Source organism: Natronosalvus amylolyticus, from assembly GCF_024298845.1.
In the GTDB taxonomy this organism is placed as follows: domain Archaea; phylum Halobacteriota; class Halobacteria; order Halobacteriales; family Natrialbaceae; genus Natronosalvus; species Natronosalvus amylolyticus.
This window is the reverse complement of record NZ_CP101156.1, coordinates 385,478-403,321: the sequence shown is the minus strand read 5'-3', so window position 1 is coordinate 403,321 and position 17,844 is coordinate 385,478. Positions and strand designations below refer to the sequence as shown.

The 17,844-nt window shown below is 61.3% G+C and carries 12 protein-coding genes; 6 read left to right on the top strand and 6 right to left on the bottom strand.

Features of this window, described 5'->3' with window-relative positions:
- Positions 1-148 precede the first annotated feature (148 nt).
- The 4 genes from hutH to hutU are packed head-to-tail and all read right to left on the bottom strand — an operon-like array spanning position 149 to position 5,836.
- Positions 149-1,825, bottom strand: a complete 1,677-nt coding sequence (gene hutH, locus NLK60_RS01965) for a histidine ammonia-lyase (RefSeq protein ID WP_254809226.1) — start codon at positions 1,823-1,825, stop codon at positions 149-151.
- Positions 1,822-3,132 (bottom strand): imidazolonepropionase, encoded by a 1,311-nt coding sequence (hutI, locus tag NLK60_RS01960; RefSeq protein ID WP_254809225.1) that lies wholly within the window; start codon positions 3,130-3,132, stop codon positions 1,822-1,824. Before hutI ends, hutH begins: the two co-directional genes overlap by 4 nt.
- A complete protein-coding gene (gene hutG, locus NLK60_RS01955; protein WP_254809224.1) occupies positions 3,129-4,097 on the bottom strand; it encodes a formimidoylglutamase in 969 nt (322 codons plus the stop codon). The genes hutI and hutG overlap by 4 nt, the downstream gene beginning before the upstream one ends.
- Positions 4,094-5,836 carry a urocanate hydratase gene (gene hutU / locus NLK60_RS01950; protein ID WP_254809223.1) on the bottom strand — a complete coding sequence of 581 codons (1,743 nt, stop codon included), beginning with the start codon at positions 5,834-5,836 and terminating at the stop codon, positions 4,094-4,096. The genes hutG and hutU overlap by 4 nt, the downstream gene beginning before the upstream one ends.
- A gap of 82 nt (positions 5,837-5,918) precedes the next feature.
- Between hutU and NLK60_RS01945 the strand changes: the two genes are divergently transcribed.
- The 4 genes from NLK60_RS01945 to NLK60_RS01930 all read left to right on the top strand — a co-directional run bounded on the left by NLK60_RS01945 (position 5,919) and on the right by NLK60_RS01930 (position 9,478).
- Complete coding sequence (locus NLK60_RS01945) at positions 5,919-6,563, top strand: helix-turn-helix domain-containing protein (RefSeq protein WP_254809222.1); 645 nt, start codon at positions 5,919-5,921, stop codon at positions 6,561-6,563.
- 132 nt (positions 6,564-6,695) lie between these two features.
- Complete coding sequence (locus NLK60_RS01940; RefSeq protein ID WP_254809221.1) at positions 6,696-7,484, top strand: enoyl-CoA hydratase/isomerase family protein; 789 nt, start codon at positions 6,696-6,698, stop codon at positions 7,482-7,484.
- 161 nt (positions 7,485-7,645) lie between these two features.
- A complete protein-coding gene (locus NLK60_RS01935) occupies positions 7,646-8,647 on the top strand; it encodes a D-2-hydroxyacid dehydrogenase (protein ID WP_254809220.1) in 1,002 nt (333 codons plus the stop codon).
- Between the two features lie 123 nt (positions 8,648-8,770).
- Positions 8,771-9,478 (top strand): MBL fold metallo-hydrolase, encoded by a 708-nt coding sequence (locus tag NLK60_RS01930; RefSeq protein WP_254809219.1) that lies wholly within the window; start codon positions 8,771-8,773, stop codon positions 9,476-9,478.
- A 58-nt stretch (positions 9,479-9,536) separates the two neighbouring features.
- On the opposite strand, the gene NLK60_RS01925 is transcribed toward NLK60_RS01930, so the two are convergent.
- Both NLK60_RS01925 and NLK60_RS01920 read right to left on the bottom strand, forming a co-directional pair.
- Positions 9,537-10,628: a DNA topoisomerase IV subunit A gene (locus NLK60_RS01925; RefSeq protein ID WP_254809218.1), complete on the bottom strand. Its 1,092-nt coding sequence runs from the start codon at positions 10,626-10,628 to the stop codon at positions 9,537-9,539.
- Positions 10,625-13,108 (bottom strand): DNA topoisomerase VI subunit B, encoded by a 2,484-nt coding sequence (locus NLK60_RS01920; RefSeq protein WP_254809217.1) that lies wholly within the window; start codon positions 13,106-13,108, stop codon positions 10,625-10,627. The genes NLK60_RS01925 and NLK60_RS01920 overlap by 4 nt, the downstream gene beginning before the upstream one ends.
- Positions 13,109-13,382: 274 nt before the next feature.
- On the opposite strand from NLK60_RS01920, the gene gyrB reads away from it, so the two are divergent.
- Together gyrB and gyrA are read left to right on the top strand one after the other, a co-directional pair.
- Entirely contained in the window at positions 13,383-15,314 is a 1,932-nt protein-coding gene (gene gyrB / locus NLK60_RS01915) for a DNA topoisomerase (ATP-hydrolyzing) subunit B (RefSeq protein WP_254809216.1), read from the top strand.
- Between the two features lies 1 nt (position 15,315).
- Entirely contained in the window at positions 15,316-17,802 is a 2,487-nt protein-coding gene (gene gyrA / locus NLK60_RS01910) for a DNA gyrase subunit A (protein ID WP_254809215.1), read from the top strand.
- The last annotated feature ends 42 nt before the right edge of the window (positions 17,803-17,844 follow it).

The window sequence follows — 17,844 nt, the reverse complement described above, 5'->3', positions numbered from 1 at the left end:
GTCTCCGGAAAACCACTCGGACACTGAGAGAGATTATCGTATGAGTTCATCGGTACCGACGAAGAATCGAGGCACAGCGTCGACAGCCGTCCTTCGAAAACGCCGGCTGGCTACGATACTCCCTATGAGCCAACCTCACCTCGACACCTTACTCGAGCACTGATTCGAGCGCGTCTTCGATTGCACCGACCCGAATTAACTCGGCGACTTCCTCGAGTTCGGGTGTCAGCACGCGGTCGTCCTCGAGCGGCGGCACGACCGCTCTGATCTGCTCGTAAAGCACAGCGGTGCCCGCGCCGAGCCCGTGTGGCCGCGAGGAGTCGTCGAACGCAGTGTCGTCGACGAATCCTGCTTCGATGGCCGCGTCCACATATTCGGCGGCCTGCGCGCCACAGATGGCTTCGGTGGCGACGATCCGTCGGGCGTTCTCGAGCGTTCGACGGGTGTTTAGCGCAGATTGGGCGCTCATACTGACGTGGTCTTCTTGCCCACCGCTCACCGGAGTGTTGTCACTCGAGGCCGCGCCGAGAGACCGACACTCGTTGAGCAACGCGGCCGCGGTGTACTGGGCGATCATGTACCCGGACTGGACGCCACTGTCAGGTGCGAGAAATGGGGGCAAATGTGGCTCCTGGAGGTTCGGGTTGAGCAATCGGTCGATTCGACGTTCGGCGATGGCCGCCAGGTCGATAAGTGCGAGTCTGGCGTACTCGAGGCGGAGTGCCAGCGGTTGGCCGTGGAAGTTCCCACCCGAGATGACCGCACCGACGTCGGTGCCGGAGGCACGGTCATCGACGCTTTCAGCAGGGAACACCAGCGGATTGTCGGTCGCACTGTTCAACTCGATTTCGACACCCGTTCGAAGATGGGCGATGGCGTCACGAACGGCGCCGTGGACCTGCGGGAGACACCGTAACGAGTACGCATCCTGAACACGGTCACAGTTTCGGTGTGATTCGACAATCTGGCTATCTGCTGTCAACGCCCGAACGGTAGCAGCGCTCGTCGCCTGGCCTGCGTGTGGTCTGACGTCCTGAATTGCCAGATCGGAACTCGCAGTCGTCCCAAGTGTGACTTCGGTCGTCAGCGCGCCGGTCGCATCCGCCGCCTGCACGAGACGTTCGGCGTCGACGACGACCAGCGAGGCGAGGCCAACCGTCAGCTGGGTCCCGTTGATCAGCGCCAGCCCTTCCTTGGGGGCCAGCGACAGTGGTTCGAGGTCGACAGCCTCGAGGGCGACGTCGCCAGTGACGCGCATGGCGCTGCCATCGGGAGGTGATCCGCCGTCCCTCGAGTCGTCGGTTTCGGCTTGCCCGGCTCCATCGGTCAACATAGCCTCACCTTCGCCGAGGAGGACCAGCGCCATGTGGGAAAGTGGGGCGAGGTCACCACTCGCCCCAAGACTGCCTCGAGAGCGAACGACGGGATGGACACCACAGTTGAGTAACGTGGCGAGGTGATCGACGACTATGGGCCTGACGCCCGAGTAGCCTTTGACCAGTGCGTTGACCCGACAGACCATCATGGCACGAACTTCCTCGACGCGCAGTTCACGCCCGCTTCCAGCCGCGTGGCTGCGAATGAGGTTCGTCTGCAACTGTTCGATACGGTCGGCAGGAATTCGTTCGTCCACGAGTTCACCAAACCCGGTATTGAGACCATACACCGGCTCGCCGCTTTCGATGACGTCTTCGACGCGGGCTCTCGAGGCGCGGACACGGTCCCGGGCCTCGTCTGTTATCCGGACTTTGGCGTGATCACGAGCGACGGCCGCGACGGCCTCAGGGGTAAGCGACTCTCCATCGAGTTCGATCACGTCAGTCATCGTGTCCCCTCCGCCTCGAATCGGTCGCTGTCGGTGTCGACACGTCGTCCACCCTCGGCTACGACTCGACCGTCTTTACAGACCGTCCTGACAGGGTTTCCGTCCAACTGGTACGCGAGGTGCGCGTACCGGGGCCCGTCGACGACGAGGAAATCAGCCGGTGCCCCAGGCTCGAGTCGGCCCGTCTCACCCGGTAGATCGAGTGCCATCGCCGCGTTAGTCGTCGACCCGAGCAGTGCCTCCGCCGGGGTCATTCCCATCCCGACACACGCCAGTGTCTGGGTGAAGGTCATACTTCGCCCAAAACAGTTCGGGTTGAAATCGGTGGCGAGAGCGACCGGTGCTCCTGCTTCGAGCATCCCGCGTGCATCGGCATACGACTCCCCGAGTCCGAAGGCCGTCCCTGGCAATAACACGGGGACGGTGTTGGCCGCGACGAGGGCGTCGATGTCGTCTTCGCTCGAGTACAACAAGTGGTCCGCGCTGGCTGCCTCGAGATCGGCTGCCAGCTTCGTCCCGCCGAGATGGGAGAGTTCTTCGGCGTGAACCTTCGGCGTCAACCCGAACTCGAGTCCGGCTTCGAGGACCCGGCGAGATTGTTCAACCGAGAACACGCCGTCTTCACAGAACACGTCACAGAACCTGGCGATGCCCTGATTGGCGACGGCCAGCAACTGTTCGTCGATAACCTGCTCGACGTAAGCATCCGCGTCCGTTTCGGGGGGCACCGCGTGGGCACCGAGGAACGTCGCCACGAGGTCGACCGGGTGACTGTCGTCGACTATCGAGATGGCCTCGAGCAACCGACACTCCGTATCGGTGTCGAGTCCGTAGCCCGATTTCACCTCGGCAGTTGTCGTTCCGTGGGCCAGCATCACGTCGAGATGCGTACGCAGGTTCGCCACGAGTTCCTCGAGGGATGCCTCGCGGGTCGCTCGAACCGTTCGCAAAATGCCCCCGCCGTCTGCGAGCAGTTCCTGGTAGGTGGTTCCCTCGAGTTTGGCCTCGAACTCGTCGGAGCGATCGCCGGCGAACACCGCATGTGTATGCGGGTCGACGAACCCCGGGACGACCGCATCACCATCGGCGTCGATAACGGTATCCGCGTTTTCAGGCGGATACGATCGGGTAATCTCCTCGCTCGAGCCGACCGAGACGACGGTGCCGTCGACCGCAACGAGCGCGCCGTCGGTGAGCACGCGGAGATCGTCGTTACCCGCCGACCCCTCCGGCCCGACGGCGAGTTCGCCCGCGTTGTAGACGATAGTTTTGTGGCCCGCGGTTCCGGCGCCGTTCTCAGCACTCATCGTGACCACCCCGAAAGCAGGTGGGCGATCGCTCGAGCAGCCGCGTCGCTCGTCATCGATCCGTCCTCGAGCGGCGGTGCACACTCGACAACCTCGAAGCCGACGAGTCTGTCTTCGGCCCCGAGTCGGCCGAGCAGCGCGTACAGTTCTCGCGTCGTGAGTCCGCCAGGTGTCGGTGCGCTCACGCCCGGAGCGGCCGTCGCATCGAGGACGTCCATATCCAGGCTGCAAAAGACGTGGTCGACGTCGGAGACCGCATCGAGCGCTTTTGTGACGGCCGCGTCGAAATCGCGTCCAACGGCGTCGGCAGTGACGATAGTTCCACCCTGTTCATCGACGAAACCCGCGTACGCGCTCGAGGTCTCGAAGTGCCTCGCACCGACGACGGTGAAGGCGTCCAGTCCGCGTTCGTGAAGCTGATAATACGGTGTCCCGCTCGAGGGGCCGTCGGTGGGTTCGCGACAATCGAGGTGAGCATCGAGGCTGATTACCCCAACGCTGCCGGGGAGGGCCTCGATGGCAGCGCCCACGTTGGGGACCGTGAGCGAATTATCCCCGCCCAAAAAGACCGGTCGAACGCCGTGTTCGTACAGGGGCGTAATCGCCCGCTCGAGTGCAGATTGTACCGTCGCAACGCCCCCTTCCTGTATTTCGATGTCGCCGATATCGGCGATTGACCAACTGTTCTCGACCGGCCCACGGTCGAAGTGATGGGTTTTCACGCCCGCCAGGGCCGCGCGTATCGCTTGCGGCCCTTCGCTGGCACCCTGTCTGCCGATAACGGCTCCATCGTAAGGCTCGCCGACGAGGACGGCATCGTACGCAGCTATAGCCTCGCCGACGGGGCAATCCGCGTCCTCGGTCGTGGCCTCGAGGGACGTCGCTTCGATCACATCGCCGAAGGTGGTGTCGTTCGGATCGCTCGAGAGGGACTCCCACGCCGGAGGCCGTCCGAACGCAGTCACCGGGAGTCACCTCCCATCGGAATCGTGACGTCGGAGTTTCGTGCTTCCTCGAGGGCCTCGTCGTAGCCGGCGTCGGCGTGGCGAATCACGCCCATGCCGGGATCGGTCGTAAAGACGCGCCGGGCCTTCTCGGCGGCGAGGTCCGTCCCGTCGAGCACGACGTGGTTGTTCGTGTGCAGCGAGTTGCCGATGCCGACGCCACCGCCGTTGTGGACGCTGACGATGTCGGCTCCTGCGGCCGTGTTGAGCAGGGCGTTGAGAATCGGCCAGTCGGCGACCGCATCCGACCCGTCGCGCATAGCTTCCGTTTCCCGGTTCGGACTCGCGACAGACCCGGCGTCGAGGTGGTCGCGCGTGACGACGATGGGGGCTGAAATCTCGCCGTCGGCAACCAGGTCGTTGATTCGGAGGGCAAAACGCGCTCGTTCGGTCAGTCCGTCCTCGTCGCGACTGAAGCCGAGCCAACAGACGCGAGAAGGAAGCCCCTGGAAGGCGACTTGCTCCTGTGCGAGGTCGATCCAGCGGCGAAGGTGGTCTTTTTCGGGAAACAGTTCACGAACCGCGTCGTCGGTTCGATGAATGTCGGCGGGGTCGCCAGAGAGGGCAACCCAGCGGAACGGCCCCTTGCCCGCACAGAACAACGGCCTGATGTAGGCCGGAACGAACCCCGGGAAATCGAAGGCTCGCTCGTGGTCGCGATGGTCGGCCACCTGGCCACGAATGTTGTTTCCGTATTCGAACGCGATGGCTCCCGCCTTCTGCATCGCTAGAATACCGTCGACGTGTCGTTCCATCGTCTCGAGGCTCGCTTCGACGTACGCCTCGGGGTCGCGTTCTCGAAGCGCTTCGGCTTCCTCGACGGTGTACCCCGACGGGTAGTACCCCTCGAGCTCGTCGTGTGCGCTGGTCTGATCGGTGATAACGTCCGGGACGAACCCTCGTTCGTCCATCGCCTCGAGCATATCGGCGGCGTTCATGTGGACGGCGACGCTGTATGCCTCGCCAGACTCGGCGGCCGCCCTTGCCCGCTCGATTGCCGTCTCGAGGTCCGGGGCGCGCTCCTGACAGTACTCGGTCTCGAGGCGACGCTCGATCCGTCGCTCGTCGACGTCGGCAGCGATACAGACGCCGTGATTCATCGTGACGGCCAGTGGTTGTGCCCCGCCCATCCCACCCAGTCCGGCGGTGACGACAATCTTTCCCTCGAGGCCGCGATTGTCGGGGAAGTGCTGGCGCGAGAGTTCGGCCAGCGTCTCGTAGGTTCCCTGGATGATGCCCTGGGTTCCGATGTACGCCCAGGAACCGGCGGTCATCTGCCCGTACATAATTAGCCCCCTCGACTCGAGTTCGTGGAAGTGCTCCCAGTCGTCCCAGCGCCCAACCAGGTTCGAGTTGGCGATGAGCACACGCGGTGCGCGCTCGTGTGTCTCGAATCGGCCAACCGGTTTCCCGCTCTGGACCAGCAGGGTTTCTTCGTCGCCGAGATCTCGTAGTTGCGAACAAATACCATCGTAGGCGTCCCACGAGCGCGCCGCGCGACCGGTCCCCCCGTAGACGACGAGCGATTCCGGGTCCTCGGCAACCTCGGGGTCGAGGTTGTTGTTTAACATTCGGAGTGCCGCCTCCTGTCGCCAGCCCCGACACTCGAGATTCGATCCCGTGTTCGCACCTTGGTACTCGATCCACTGCTCGCTCGGTTCGCCGATTGTGTCGGTCGCTCGAGCGGATTGATCGGACATAGTCACGCATTCATCACGAATCGACATGGGTTTCGAGTAGCCGTACGCCTGGTGTTTTATATAATGGCGCTGTGTGTACGGTATGCACGAAGCCACGTTTCGCCTCGTCGGCGACAGTCCGTTCGACGAGATTACGGCCGAGTATAGTGCCTCGGTGTCGCTGTGGTGTAACGACCACAGCGACCTGCTCGTCATCGAGTGTCCGCGGGGAACCGTCGAAGACGTTCTCGAGCGAGTCGATAGGTTCGTCGGCGTGTCGGATTCGATCGTCGAGGGGACGAAACTCGTCGTGGCGACAGAAACCTGTGTCAAAACGCACGGCATGTCCGTCGCTGACACCGACCTCGAGGGCTACGATTGCCTGTTGTTACCCCCGATTCGGTATCGGGACGGAGCACGATTGATTCGCGTCATCGCCCTCGACCCATCGAAGCTTACCGAGTACTACCGCGCGTTGCTCGAATCGTTTTCCGTGACTGTGGAGTCGAAACGTGAACTCGCCGTCACCGACATCGACCGGTCGCTGTCGGGGGTGGGTCAATCGACTCCGTCGCTGTCACCACGTCAGCGAGAGGTGGTTCGGTGTGCCGTCGAGGGCGGTTACTACGAGGTCCCCCGCGGGGTTTCGATGGAAACCGTCGCAGACCGAGTCGGTATCGACCGGCGGACCGCGGACGAGCATCGACGGCAAGCCGAACGGAAACTGCTGGGGTCGTTCACACTGTAATAGGGTTCGTTGTACTCGCTCACCAGCCAGCGACGAACCGGGATGGTCGCGGCCTAGCACACAGTTACGGCAAATCCAATGACGGAACACAAACCGACCGGTTTTTTCTTCGACTCGAGCCTCGAGACAGCTATGAGCGCACCAAAGCACATTCGGACGGAATGGGACGATGATGTGGCACGGGTCGTCATGGAGCGGACTGACCGACACAACGCGATGGACGAACGGATGGCAAACGCCCTCGCAGAGCGAGTCAGCGACCTCGCAGCCGACGAATCTGTGCGCTGTCTCGTTCTGACCGGGACCGGTAGCGTGTTCAACACGGGCGCTGACCTGTCCACGTTCGAGGGCGACGAGACCGACGCGGACCGTCTCGAGGCGATTGCCGAACCCCTCCACGATACCGTGTCCACGATCGTCGATGCGCCCGTTCCGGTGGTGGCCGGCGTCAACGGCGTCGTCGCAGGGGGAGGGATGGGGCTGGCACTGGCCAGCGATATCGTTCTCGCCTCGAGCGATGCGCGATTCGAGTACGCGTATCCAAAAATCGGTCTCTCGGGCGACGGCGGGGCGACCTGGCTGTTGCCCAGGCTGGTTGGTCGTCGGACGGCACAGCGAATCGCGTTCCTCGACGAGCCGATCGGTGCCGACGAGGCGGTCGATATCGGAATCGCTACCGAAGTCGTGGACGACGAAGCCTTCGATAATCGGCTCGAGGGGATCGCGACCTCTCTGGCGAGCGGGCCGACGAAAGCCTACGGCGAAATCAAACGACTCTTCCGTGCTTCTTCGACCAACAGCCTGAACGAACACCTGGACCTCGAACAGGAACGAATCACGTCACTGGCCGATACGGGCGATTATGCGGCAGGATTAGCGGCCTTTCTCGAGAAGGAGCCACCAACCTTCGAAGGCGAGTGATCGCGCCACTCGGACGGCCTGAATAGCGATATAAGAAGTCCTGAAACACTCGGGTAGAGCGGGGATCGGTCAAGCCCCTCGATAGTTCCACGACTTACTATCGCAGTTTCGAAATGACGACAAACCGCAGATTCAAGTCAGGTCGTCGTGAGTACCCTGATATGACAGGAAACCGTGCGGGCGCGTCGGGAGAATCGAGTTCGAACCCGGACGTACTCGTGTTGCGTCGCGGCACCCACGGGATGCCGGTTGGAGCGTACGCGGAGAAACTTCGTAGCCACTTACCGGAAACGACAGTGAACGTGGCAGACACGCCGACAGCAGAGCGAGAACTCATTCGCGAGACGCCAATCGTGACTGGCATGACGTTCGACGAATCGCTCCTCGAGCACGCCGCGAACCTCCGACTCTTTGCCTGTGCGTACGCCGGGACGGGCCACCTGCCCCTCGAGACGCTGGCCGACCGGTCGGTAGCAGTCACCAACGCATCGGGCGTCCACGGTCCAAACATCGCCGAGCACGTCATCGGCTCGATGCTCGCGTTTACCCGTCGGTTTCACGTCGGGGAACGCCGACAGCGACGGCGGGAGTGGCGTCACTACCAGACCCACGAGTTACAGGGGTCGACGGTCACAGTGGTCGGACTCGGGGCCATCGGTCAGGCCGTCTGTGAACGCCTCGAGCCGTTCGGCGTCGAACGCCTGGGCATCCGCCACTCTCCCGAAAAAGGCGGTCCCGTTGACGAAGTGTTCGGGTACGACGACGCGGACGTCTACGAGGCACTTTCGCGGACCGAGTATCTCGTCCTCGCCTGTCCGCTCACCGAACAAACGCGCGGACTCATCGACCGGGATGCGTTCGACACCCTCCCACCGTCGACCGTCCTGGTCAACGTCGCTCGAGGCCCCGTCGTCGACACGGACGCCCTCGTGGGAGCGATTCGTCGCAACGGCATCCGTGGGGCTGCCCTCGACGTAACCGATCCGGAGCCGTTGCCCGAATCGCATCCTCTCTGGACGTTCGAAAACGTTCGTATCACGCCACACAACTCGGGGTACACGCCGCGCTATTACGACCGACTGGCCGATATCGTCGCCAGGAACGTGACCACGATTCGAGAGACCGGCTCCTACCGGGACCTCGAGAATCAGGTCCTTCCCTGAACCTGAGACCACACTGTTCTCACTCACCCACCACCCTCGCTCGCCCACTCGAGATGACACACCGGCCTCACTCGCCCACTCGAGAGCCCAACGCTTTTCGACTCACTTCCCGAACGCCCAATCATGACCGTCCGCTTCGATTCGGTGTTGATCGACTGGCTTGGCTACGCGACCGTTCGCCTCGAGGGAGAAACCGGCGCTGTCGTCTACATGGACCCGGGACGGTACGGCGTCCTCGACGACTACGACGAACGAGACGGCGACCTCGTGCTCGTCACTCATGGCGACCACTACGACCCCGACGGTATCAGGCGGGTCGCTCACGAAGACGCAATCGTCGTCGTGCACGAGGCCGTCGATGCCGACGAAATCGACCGCGTCGACGAACAACCCGAGGAACTCCCATACGAGGTCGAACGCGTCCGGGAAGACCAGTCGTTCGTCCTCGGGCCACTCGACCTGTTCACCACGCCGGCGTACAACGAACCGGACGGTCCCTACACTGACGACGACGGCGTCCCGTACCACCCGAAAGGCGAGGGCTGTGGCTTCGGCGTGACCATCGACGGCGTCTGTGCGTTCTGGCCAGGAGATAGCGACGTCCTCCCCGCCCACGAGGAACTGGCTATCGACTGTCTGCTCCCGCCGATCGGTGGCGCTTTCACGATGGACCGCCACGATGCCGCCGACCTCGCCGACACGATTCGGCCAGGACTGGTGCTCCCGATTCATTACAACACGTTCGCCGCCCTCGAGACGGACGAAGACGCGTTCGTCGTCGACGTCGCCCATCGAGGCGTCCCTGTGGTACTCGAGACACCGACACAGTGACACGGGAAATTCATCCGCAGCCACCGGCACTGTACCACTCGAGCGGAAGAAAAGTGCCCTAGAAAATCCCCATCTGCTCGAGACGCTCGGGCAGGTAGGTGTCGGTCACGAAGTCGAGACCGCGAGCCGCGAGTGCCTGCTGTTCTGCCTTCTTCCCGATATCGAGCTGGAGTTCGATCTGTTCTTCCCAGTAATCGGTCTGGAACCGTGGGTCGGTCAACTCGTTTTCGAGGGCGTTGATGTCGGAGTCGGTCAGCGGGTCCGTCGGCAGGTCGTACTCGACGATATCCGAGGGCTGGATGCCGATGAACTGTGCCTGGGGCGTCGCGAGATACTCCGAAAGGTGTGCGGATTTGATCGATCCGTAGGCAACCGAGCCGAAAATCCGGTACGACCACGGGTCAGCGTCAGTGAACACCGTCACCGGCAATCCGAGTTCGTCGTGGAGCCGTTTCGTGATTCGACGGGTCGCTCGAGCGGGTTGTCCCTTGAGGTGGACGACCAGCGCGCCGTAATCATCGTCGAAGCCGTTCTCGACGAGTCGGTCACGCATCCCACCGGTCTCGACACAGAGGATGAATTCGGCATCCGAGTCGAGAAATTCGATAGTGTCGGGGTTGTTGGGAATCTGGTAGCCACCTTCGCCGACGTCTTCCTGGCAGTGGATTTCGCGGTCGCCACGACGGGTCTGTTCGCGCAAGAACAGCGGCCCCATAATCGTCGCTCCGGACTCTTCCGGGCGCATGTGGAAGTCCTCACGGGTAACCTCGCTCACGATCTCGAGGTCTTCGATCAACTGGTTAGATTCGTCCTGATCGTTGAACTGGGCTTCCTTGTTGTCCCAGCTTTCGGAGAGGTAATACAACTCACGCAGAGTCGACGAACGATCCTGCTCGAGCTGGTCGGCGAGGAACTCGATGGTGTAGACCGCTTTCAGCAGTTTCCGTGCGCCGCGAACGGAGTTCGCACTACGGGTCGACGTCCGGTCGCCGTACACCCAGACGTTGGCTTCCTCGTCGAGTTCGATGTTACTTTTCGACCGGGTTGGTACCTCCATGTGTGGAATCTCGCCCAGTTCGAACTGATCGTAAAACTGGGCAGCCAGGTCGATGAGCTGTGCTCGGGCCGTCGCGTCTGAATCCGTACTCATGCTGTGATCGTCAGTTTCTCCTCGTCGATGCCTTTGACGTCGAGGTCGAACGTGGCGTCGCCGGGAACTTCGTACTCGAGTGTCGCTTCCTCACCGCCAGGAACGTCAACGTCCCAGGAGACGAACCACTCACCGTCCATCTCGATGGCCGACGCACCATCCGAAAGGTTGGCCGGCTCGGCGCTAACGATGTCCGTGATCTCGAGTGATTCGGCCGTGCTCGAGTGGTTTTCGACGACCAGTTTGACGCTCGAGTCGTCGTCTTCGCGGTGGCGTTCGACCAGCACGTTGTTCATGATCCGGGCAACCGCATCGTCGATATTGGGCTGGTCTCGGTCGGTCACCTCGGCGACCTTTTCGGCCATCTCAGGCAGGATTTTGCCGAGGACGTTCTGTTTCTGCCGGCGTTTTTGCATCGAGCGTCGCTTGTTCAGATAGCGTTTCAGTTCGCGGGCGGCTTCCCGTATCGCGAGTTCGATCTCGTCTTCGATCTCGGGAACGTTCGCCACGGCGTCTTTGGACTCGCTGGTAAAGGGAACGTTCGTCGAGGCGACGTGCACCATGATGACGGCCGGGCCGTTTGGGAGGCCGGAGCCGCCAGGCTGGTCGAGGCCGTAGTTTCGCCAGCCGATATCTTTGACGACGTCAGTCGTCGCACAGGCACCTCGCTGGTAGACGAGGGGCACCCGGTTGGCGAATCGGAGAACGTCGACGCTGCCCTCGGCTGCCAGGTCGCCACCGTAGGCGATACCCGCCTCCACGATGAAGGGGTCACCTCCCGAAACGCCCGCATCACGGGTTGCCGCCGCATAGAAGTCGGCGTCGAACTCCTTTCTGAGGCCGGCTTCGACCAGTTCGTCAGTAATCGGCGACAGACACCGCGTCGGCGGTGCCATGATGTTCGTCGCACGCATTCCCTCGACGAGGTCGCTACAGGCATCACGGTCACCTGCGAGTTCACGCACGAGCGGCGGGTCGTCCGGGACGGTGGCCATCACGTTCCAGATCGCTTCCGTGACGTTCTCTCGAGCGGTGTCGCCGAAGGCGACGTCGTCGTACTCTTCCGTGAGATCGGCCGCGCGGTCGATGGCTTTCCGTAGCTCTCTGTGGGTGAGGCGATGTCGGGTATCCTCGAGGTCTTCGAACGTGCCAGCCAGTCGAACCGAAAAGGCGTGGACGACCTCGTCGTCCTTGCGGGTACTCGTCGCCGCGTCGCTGATCCCGTAGAGATCCGTGACGAGTCGGGAGACGTTGGGTTTCTCGCCTTCGCCGATATCGTCCAGGGCCTGCTGGCCGTCAACGTCTTTTGCACCCTCGTTGGTCGCTTCTTCGTGGCCGCAGATCGTCTCCCACGCCGCTTCGATCGCGTTCTCTCGTACCGTCGACCCGAACGTCGTCCCGTACTCCTCGCCAACGGCGTCGCCGACGTTCTCGACGACCGTCGAGAGTTCGTGGTGGGCAATTCGGTCCCGGCTCGAGACGGCGTCTGCAATCTCCGTCGCAAAGGCTGTCGTCGCCTCTGCACCCTTGTTTGCCGTCGCTGCTTCGACAGCAGACTCGATGTCGCCGGCTTCGTGTGCGCCAGGTGGCTTCCATCGCATGGCGCGGCCGTAGTGACGGTCACGGAACTCGTCGATGATGGATTCGGCCGTCTTCTTGCCGACGCGCGTGAACTCTTCCTGAAGGAATCCGGAGACCGAGTGTGAGTCCGTCGCGTTCAACATTTTGATGACCGTCCCCAGTTCGACGCCGTGGGGGTGTGGACGGATCTCTTCGGTTTCTTCGGGAAGCTGATCGGTTGCCCGCTCGAATTTGAAGTGGGCGTTCGGTTCGACCAGCTCGAGGCGGGCGTGCGGGTTCACGACCGCCGTATGTTTCATGTAGTTGTGTAGCTGGTTCCGGGCGCGCATGTTCGCCTCCATCTCGAGTTCGATCCGCGTGCCGTGTGGTCGATCCCAGGTCGTCTTTTCCTCGACCGAAATCTCGGGTTCGTTTTCGTCGGTGTCGACGATGAGTTCGAAGTATTCAGCCTCTGCTGCACCTTGCGTTCGACTGGTGATCTTGGCCGGTTTCCCGCTCGTGAGCTGTGCGTACAACACGGCAGCGGAGATACCGATTCCCTGCTGGCCTCTACTCTGCTCGCGAGCGTGGAATCGAGAGCCATAGAGCAGTTTTCCGAACACCTTGGGCAGCGATTCTTTCGTCAACCCGGGACCGTTGTCTTCGACGATCAGCCGGTAGTAGTCGTCCGTTTCTTGAATTTCGACATAAATATCTGGGAGAATACTGGCTTCCTCAGCGGCGTCGAGGGCGTTGTCGACGGCCTCTTTGACGGCCGTGACGAGTCCACGGGCCCCGCTGTCGAAGCCAAGCATATGCTTGTTCTTCTCGAAGAACTCGGCGATGGAGATCGCTCGCTGGTTGTCAGCGAGTTCTTCGGCGATCCCCTCCTCGCCGAGTGTCGACTGTAGCGACGTCATCGTCCCGTCTTTAACCCGCGGGGGCTAAAAGGTGTGCGCTACCGCGGTGAAAGTGATTCCGCAGTGCTCGAGTACAATAAATCGTTTGGCTGTATCACGGCATTTCCGACGTATCTGTCCGTGTATCTCCGCTTTTGCTTCCTCGAACGACGGTTTCCCACGAAGGTAGGGCGATTCGTGCCACTTGTGGTCGCATCTGCGTGTTGGCCACTCGCGCGAGCGCGCGTACGTGACTTTTATTACCCCCCATACTCTACCCGAAAGCAGGTTTTGTATGTCTCAGGATAGTGAGTACGGCGCCGGACAAATTCAGGTGTTAGAAGGCCTGGAAGCGGTACAAAAGCGGCCGGCGATGTACATCGGTTCGACAGATACGCGGGGACTTCACCATCTCGTCTACGAGGTCGTGGATAACTCCATTGACGAAGCGTTGGCCGGCCACTGTGATGACATCACAGTGACCATCCACGAGGATGGAGCAGTGACCGTCGCAGACGACGGCCGTGGGATTCCGGTCGACACCCACGAGGAGTACGACCGACCGGCACTCGAGGTTATTCTCACCGTGCTCCACGCCGGTGGGAAGTTCGACAGTAAATCCTACCAGGTTTCAGGTGGGCTCCACGGGGTCGGCGTCTCTGTGGTGAACGCACTCTCCTCGCGGTTCGAGGTCACGGTCAGACGCGACGGCGGAGTCTTCGAACACGCCTTCGAATTCGGCGAACCGCAGGGCGATATGACTCGTGTTCGCGACCTCGAGCCAGACGAGGAGACGGGAACCGAAATCACGTTCTGGCCCGACACAGATATCTTCGAGACGACCGAGTTTGCGTTCTCGACGCTCTCGAACCGGCTCCGGGAACTCGCGTTTCTCAACTCCGGCGTTCGAATCACGCTCCGTGATGAGCGGGAAACGGACGACGACGGAGTGTTCCTCGAGGAGACCTACGTCTACGACGGCGGGATCCGCGAGTTCGTCGAATATCTCAACGAGACACGCTCCGCGCTCCACGACGACGTCATCTACTTTGAAGATGCTGACCAGGATATCCAGGTCGAGGTCGCTATGCAGGCGACCGAAGAACTGCAGGGCTCGATCCACGCCTTCGCCAATAACATCAACACGCGGGAAGGTGGAACGCACCTGACAGGATTCAAAACGGCGCTCACTCGCGTGGTCAACGATTACGCGAGCGAAAACGGCTTGCTCTCCGATCTCGAGGAGAACCTCCGTGGTGACGACATCCGCGAAGGGCTAACCGCAGTGATTTCGATCAAACACCCGGACCCGCAGTTCGAAGGCCAGACGAAGACCAAACTCGGCAACAGCGAAGTCCGTGGCATCGTCGAAAGCGCGATGCACGACGGGTTACAGACGTTCTTCGAGGAGAATCCGGACACGGCCCAGGCCATCGTGATGAAAGCCGTCGAGGCCGCCAAGGCACGCAAAGCCGCCAAGAAGGCAGAAGAACTCACCCGACGAAAGTCCGCACTCGACTCGACCTCGCTTCCCGGCAAACTCGCCGATTGTCAGACGAAAGACCCTGACGAAGCCGAACTGTTCATCGCGGAGGGCGACTCCGCAGGCGGCAGTGCAAAGCAGGCCAGGAACCCCGAATTCCAGGCTGTGTTGCCGATCAAAGGCAAGATCCTCAACGTCGAGAAACACCGTCTCGACCGGATCCTCGAGAACGACGAGATTCGGAATATGATTACCGCCATCGGGGCCGGAATCGGTGACGAGTTCGACATCGACAACATCCGATACAAGAAGATCATCATGGCGACGGACGCCGACGTCGACGGCGCACACATCCGGACGCTCCTGTTGACGTTCTTCTACCGACACATGCGCCCGTTGCTCGAGGGTGGCTACGTGTACGCGACTCAACCACCGCTGTACCGGATTCGCTACCGCGGTGAGACCTACGACGCGATGACCGACGCAGAACGTGACGAGATCGTCGCCGAGAAGTGTAACGGCAATCCCACGCAGGTCCAGCGGTTCAAGGGCCTGGGTGAAATGAACCCCGAACAGCTCTGGAGCACGACGATGAACCCGGAGAATCGTATCCTCAAACAGATTGCCGTCGAGGATGCCGCTGCGGCCGATAAAATGTTTTCCGTCCTGATGGGGGACGCTGTTGGCCCGCGAAAGCAGTTCATCAAAGACCACGCACCGGAAGCAGAATGGATCGATATCTAATATGAGTTCTGAGGTACCAGACCCCCACGACGTAGACGCCCAAAGCGTAGAGACCGTCCGAATCGAGGACGAAATGGAACAGAGCTACATCGACTATGCGATGAGCGTCATCGCCGGTCGTGCCCTCCCGGACGTCCGTGACGGCCTGAAACCCGTCCACAGGCGAATCCTGTATGCGATGCACGAACTCGGCGTGACGAGTCGCTCGAGCCATCGAAAATCCTCCTCCATCGTCGGAGAGACGATGGGTGATTACCATCCACACGGTGACAGCGCGATTTACGACACCCTGGTACGGATGGCCCAGGACTTCTCGATGCGCTATCCGCTGGTCGACGGTCAGGGGAACTTCGGTTCGATGGACGGCGATCCGGCTGCAGCACCCCGGTATACGGAGGCTCGCATGGCCGCGATTGCCGAAGAACTGCTCGAGGACATCGAGAAAGACACCGTTGACTTCGCCTCGAACTACGACGACCGATTGCAAGAGCCGACGGTCCTTCCATCATCGTTCCCCAACTTGCTGGTCAATGGTTCCTCAGGGATTGCCGTCGGGATGTCGACGAACATCCCGCCACACAACCTGGGCGAGGTAATCGACGCGACCGTCGAACTCATCGACAACCCCGAGGCGACCGTCGAGGACCTGATGGAACACGTCAAAGGCCCCGATTTCCCAACCGGCGCGAACATCGTCGGTCGTGACGCCATCTACTCCGCGTACGCGACCGGTCGCGGTCGTATTCGTGTCCGCGCTGAGTTCGAGGTCGAAGAGTGGAAAGCGAACCGGGAACGGATCGTCATCACCGAACTGCCCTATCAGGCGAACAAGGCACGGATGGTCGAACGAATCGCCGAGGATGTCAACGAGGGCGTTATCGAGGGTATCTCCGACCTTCGTGACGAATCCGACCGTGAGGGCGTCCGCGTCGTCATCGAGTGCAAGCGAGGTGCAAACGTCGACGTCGTGAAAAACAAACTGCTCGAGAATCACCTCGAGCGAACCTTCGGCGTGATCAACCTCGCACTGGTTGACGGTCAGCCACGCGTGCTGACGCTCAAAGAAACCCTCGAGGAGTACATCGCCCACCGCAAGGAGGTCGTTCGACGACGCAGCGAGTACGACCTGAACGAGGCCGAAGAACGCGCACACATCCTCGAGGGGCGACTCAAGGCGCTCGATAACATCGACGACGTCGTCGACCTGATCCAAGATTCCGAAGACCGTGATGCAGCCAGAGCAGGTCTGCAAGAGCACTTCGACTTCTCGGAGGCACAGGCCGAACATATCGTTCGGATGCAACTCGGGAGCCTCACCTCCATGGAGTCGACGGAGATCAAAGACGAGTACGAGGAAGTGACTGCCGAGATCGAACGCCTCGGGGCCATCCTCGCGAGCGAATCCGCCCTGTTCGACGTCATCAAAGACGAACTGCTCGAGATCAAAGACGAGTACGACGACGACCGACGAACCTCTATTCTCGAGGACCAGGGAACGGTCACGCACGAGGACCTCATTCCGCAAGAGGACGTGTTCGTCGTCATGACCGAAGACGACTACGTCAAGCGGATGCCTATCGCCAACTTCGACGCGCAAGGTCGCGGTGGGAAAGGGATTATCGGTGCAGACGTCAAAGACGGTGACCGGGTGACGACCGTCTTCCGGGCGAACACCCACGATTATCTGCTCTGCTTTACCAACCACGGCCAGGTCTATCAGCTGAAAACCTACGAAATCCCGGAGATGGGCCGGACGGCCCGCGGGAAATCCGCGGTCAACATCCTCGATCTCGACCCTGGCGAGAACATCACTGCAATCGTCGACACCGACGCCTTCGGCGAAGACGAGTACGTGACGATGGTAACGCAGAACGGGTACGTCAAGCGAACGGCGGGATCAGCGTTCGACAACATCCTCTCGACAGGCATCATCGCAGCAAGCCTCGAGGAGGGTGACGAACTCGTCGACGTCGACGTGACTGACGGCTCGAAAGACCTCGTTATCGCCACCGAACAGGGGATGACGATTCGATTCGACGAAGAGGAGGTCCGAGCGATGGGGCGAAATGCCCGCGGAGTAAACGGCATCAAACTCCAGGAGGGTGACGCTGTCGCCGGGCTGGCCTCGACCGACGAGGACGACGACCGTGCGCTGTTGACGGTCACTAAAAACGGGTACGGAAAACGAACACTGCTCTCGGCGTATCGGACCCAGTCTCGCTACGGCAAGGGTTTGATCGACATCAAGACGAACGAGCGCAATGGCCCGGTAACGGCAGTCAAAGCGGTGACCGAAGCAGACGAACTCGTCATGATGAGCGAGCGTGGCCAGATCATGCGGACCCGCGCGAGCGAGATTTCGACGGTCGGCCGAAACACCATGGGCGTCACACTGATGGATGTCGAAAGCGGAGACGCCGTGGCAAGCGTCGACGTGATCCCCGAAGACGTTTCCGACCTCGAAGAGCCCGAATCAGACGAGGAGTAATAACGACCCGGGCGCTCGTTCGATATCGTCTCCACTCGAGCG

Bases quoted from the DNA above. Each gene is read 5' to 3' on its own strand.
- NLK60_RS01945 (WP_254809222.1), top strand. From the start codon at position 5,919: ATGCACGAAGCCACGTTTCGCCTCGTCGGCGACAGTCCGTTCGACGAG.
- gyrA (WP_254809215.1), top strand. From the start codon at position 15,316: ATGAGTTCTGAGGTACCAGACCCCCACGACGTAGACGCCCAAAGCGTA.
- hutI (WP_254809225.1), bottom strand. From the start codon at position 3,132: ATGAGTGCTGAGAACGGCGCCGGAACCGCGGGCCACAAAACTATCGTC.
- NLK60_RS01940 (WP_254809221.1), top strand. From the start codon at position 6,696: ATGAGCGCACCAAAGCACATTCGGACGGAATGGGACGATGATGTGGCA.
- NLK60_RS01935 (WP_254809220.1), top strand. From the start codon at position 7,646: ATGACAGGAAACCGTGCGGGCGCGTCGGGAGAATCGAGTTCGAACCCG.
- NLK60_RS01925 (WP_254809218.1), bottom strand. From the start codon at position 10,628: ATGAGTACGGATTCAGACGCGACGGCCCGAGCACAGCTCATCGACCTG.
- gyrB (WP_254809216.1), top strand. From the start codon at position 13,383: ATGTCTCAGGATAGTGAGTACGGCGCCGGACAAATTCAGGTGTTAGAA.
- hutU (WP_254809223.1), bottom strand. From the start codon at position 5,836: ATGTCCGATCAATCCGCTCGAGCGACCGACACAATCGGCGAACCGAGC.
- NLK60_RS01930 (WP_254809219.1), top strand. From the start codon at position 8,771: ATGACCGTCCGCTTCGATTCGGTGTTGATCGACTGGCTTGGCTACGCG.
- hutH (WP_254809226.1), bottom strand. From the start codon at position 1,825: ATGACTGACGTGATCGAACTCGATGGAGAGTCGCTTACCCCTGAGGCC.
- NLK60_RS01920 (WP_254809217.1), bottom strand. From the start codon at position 13,108: ATGACGTCGCTACAGTCGACACTCGGCGAGGAGGGGATCGCCGAAGAA.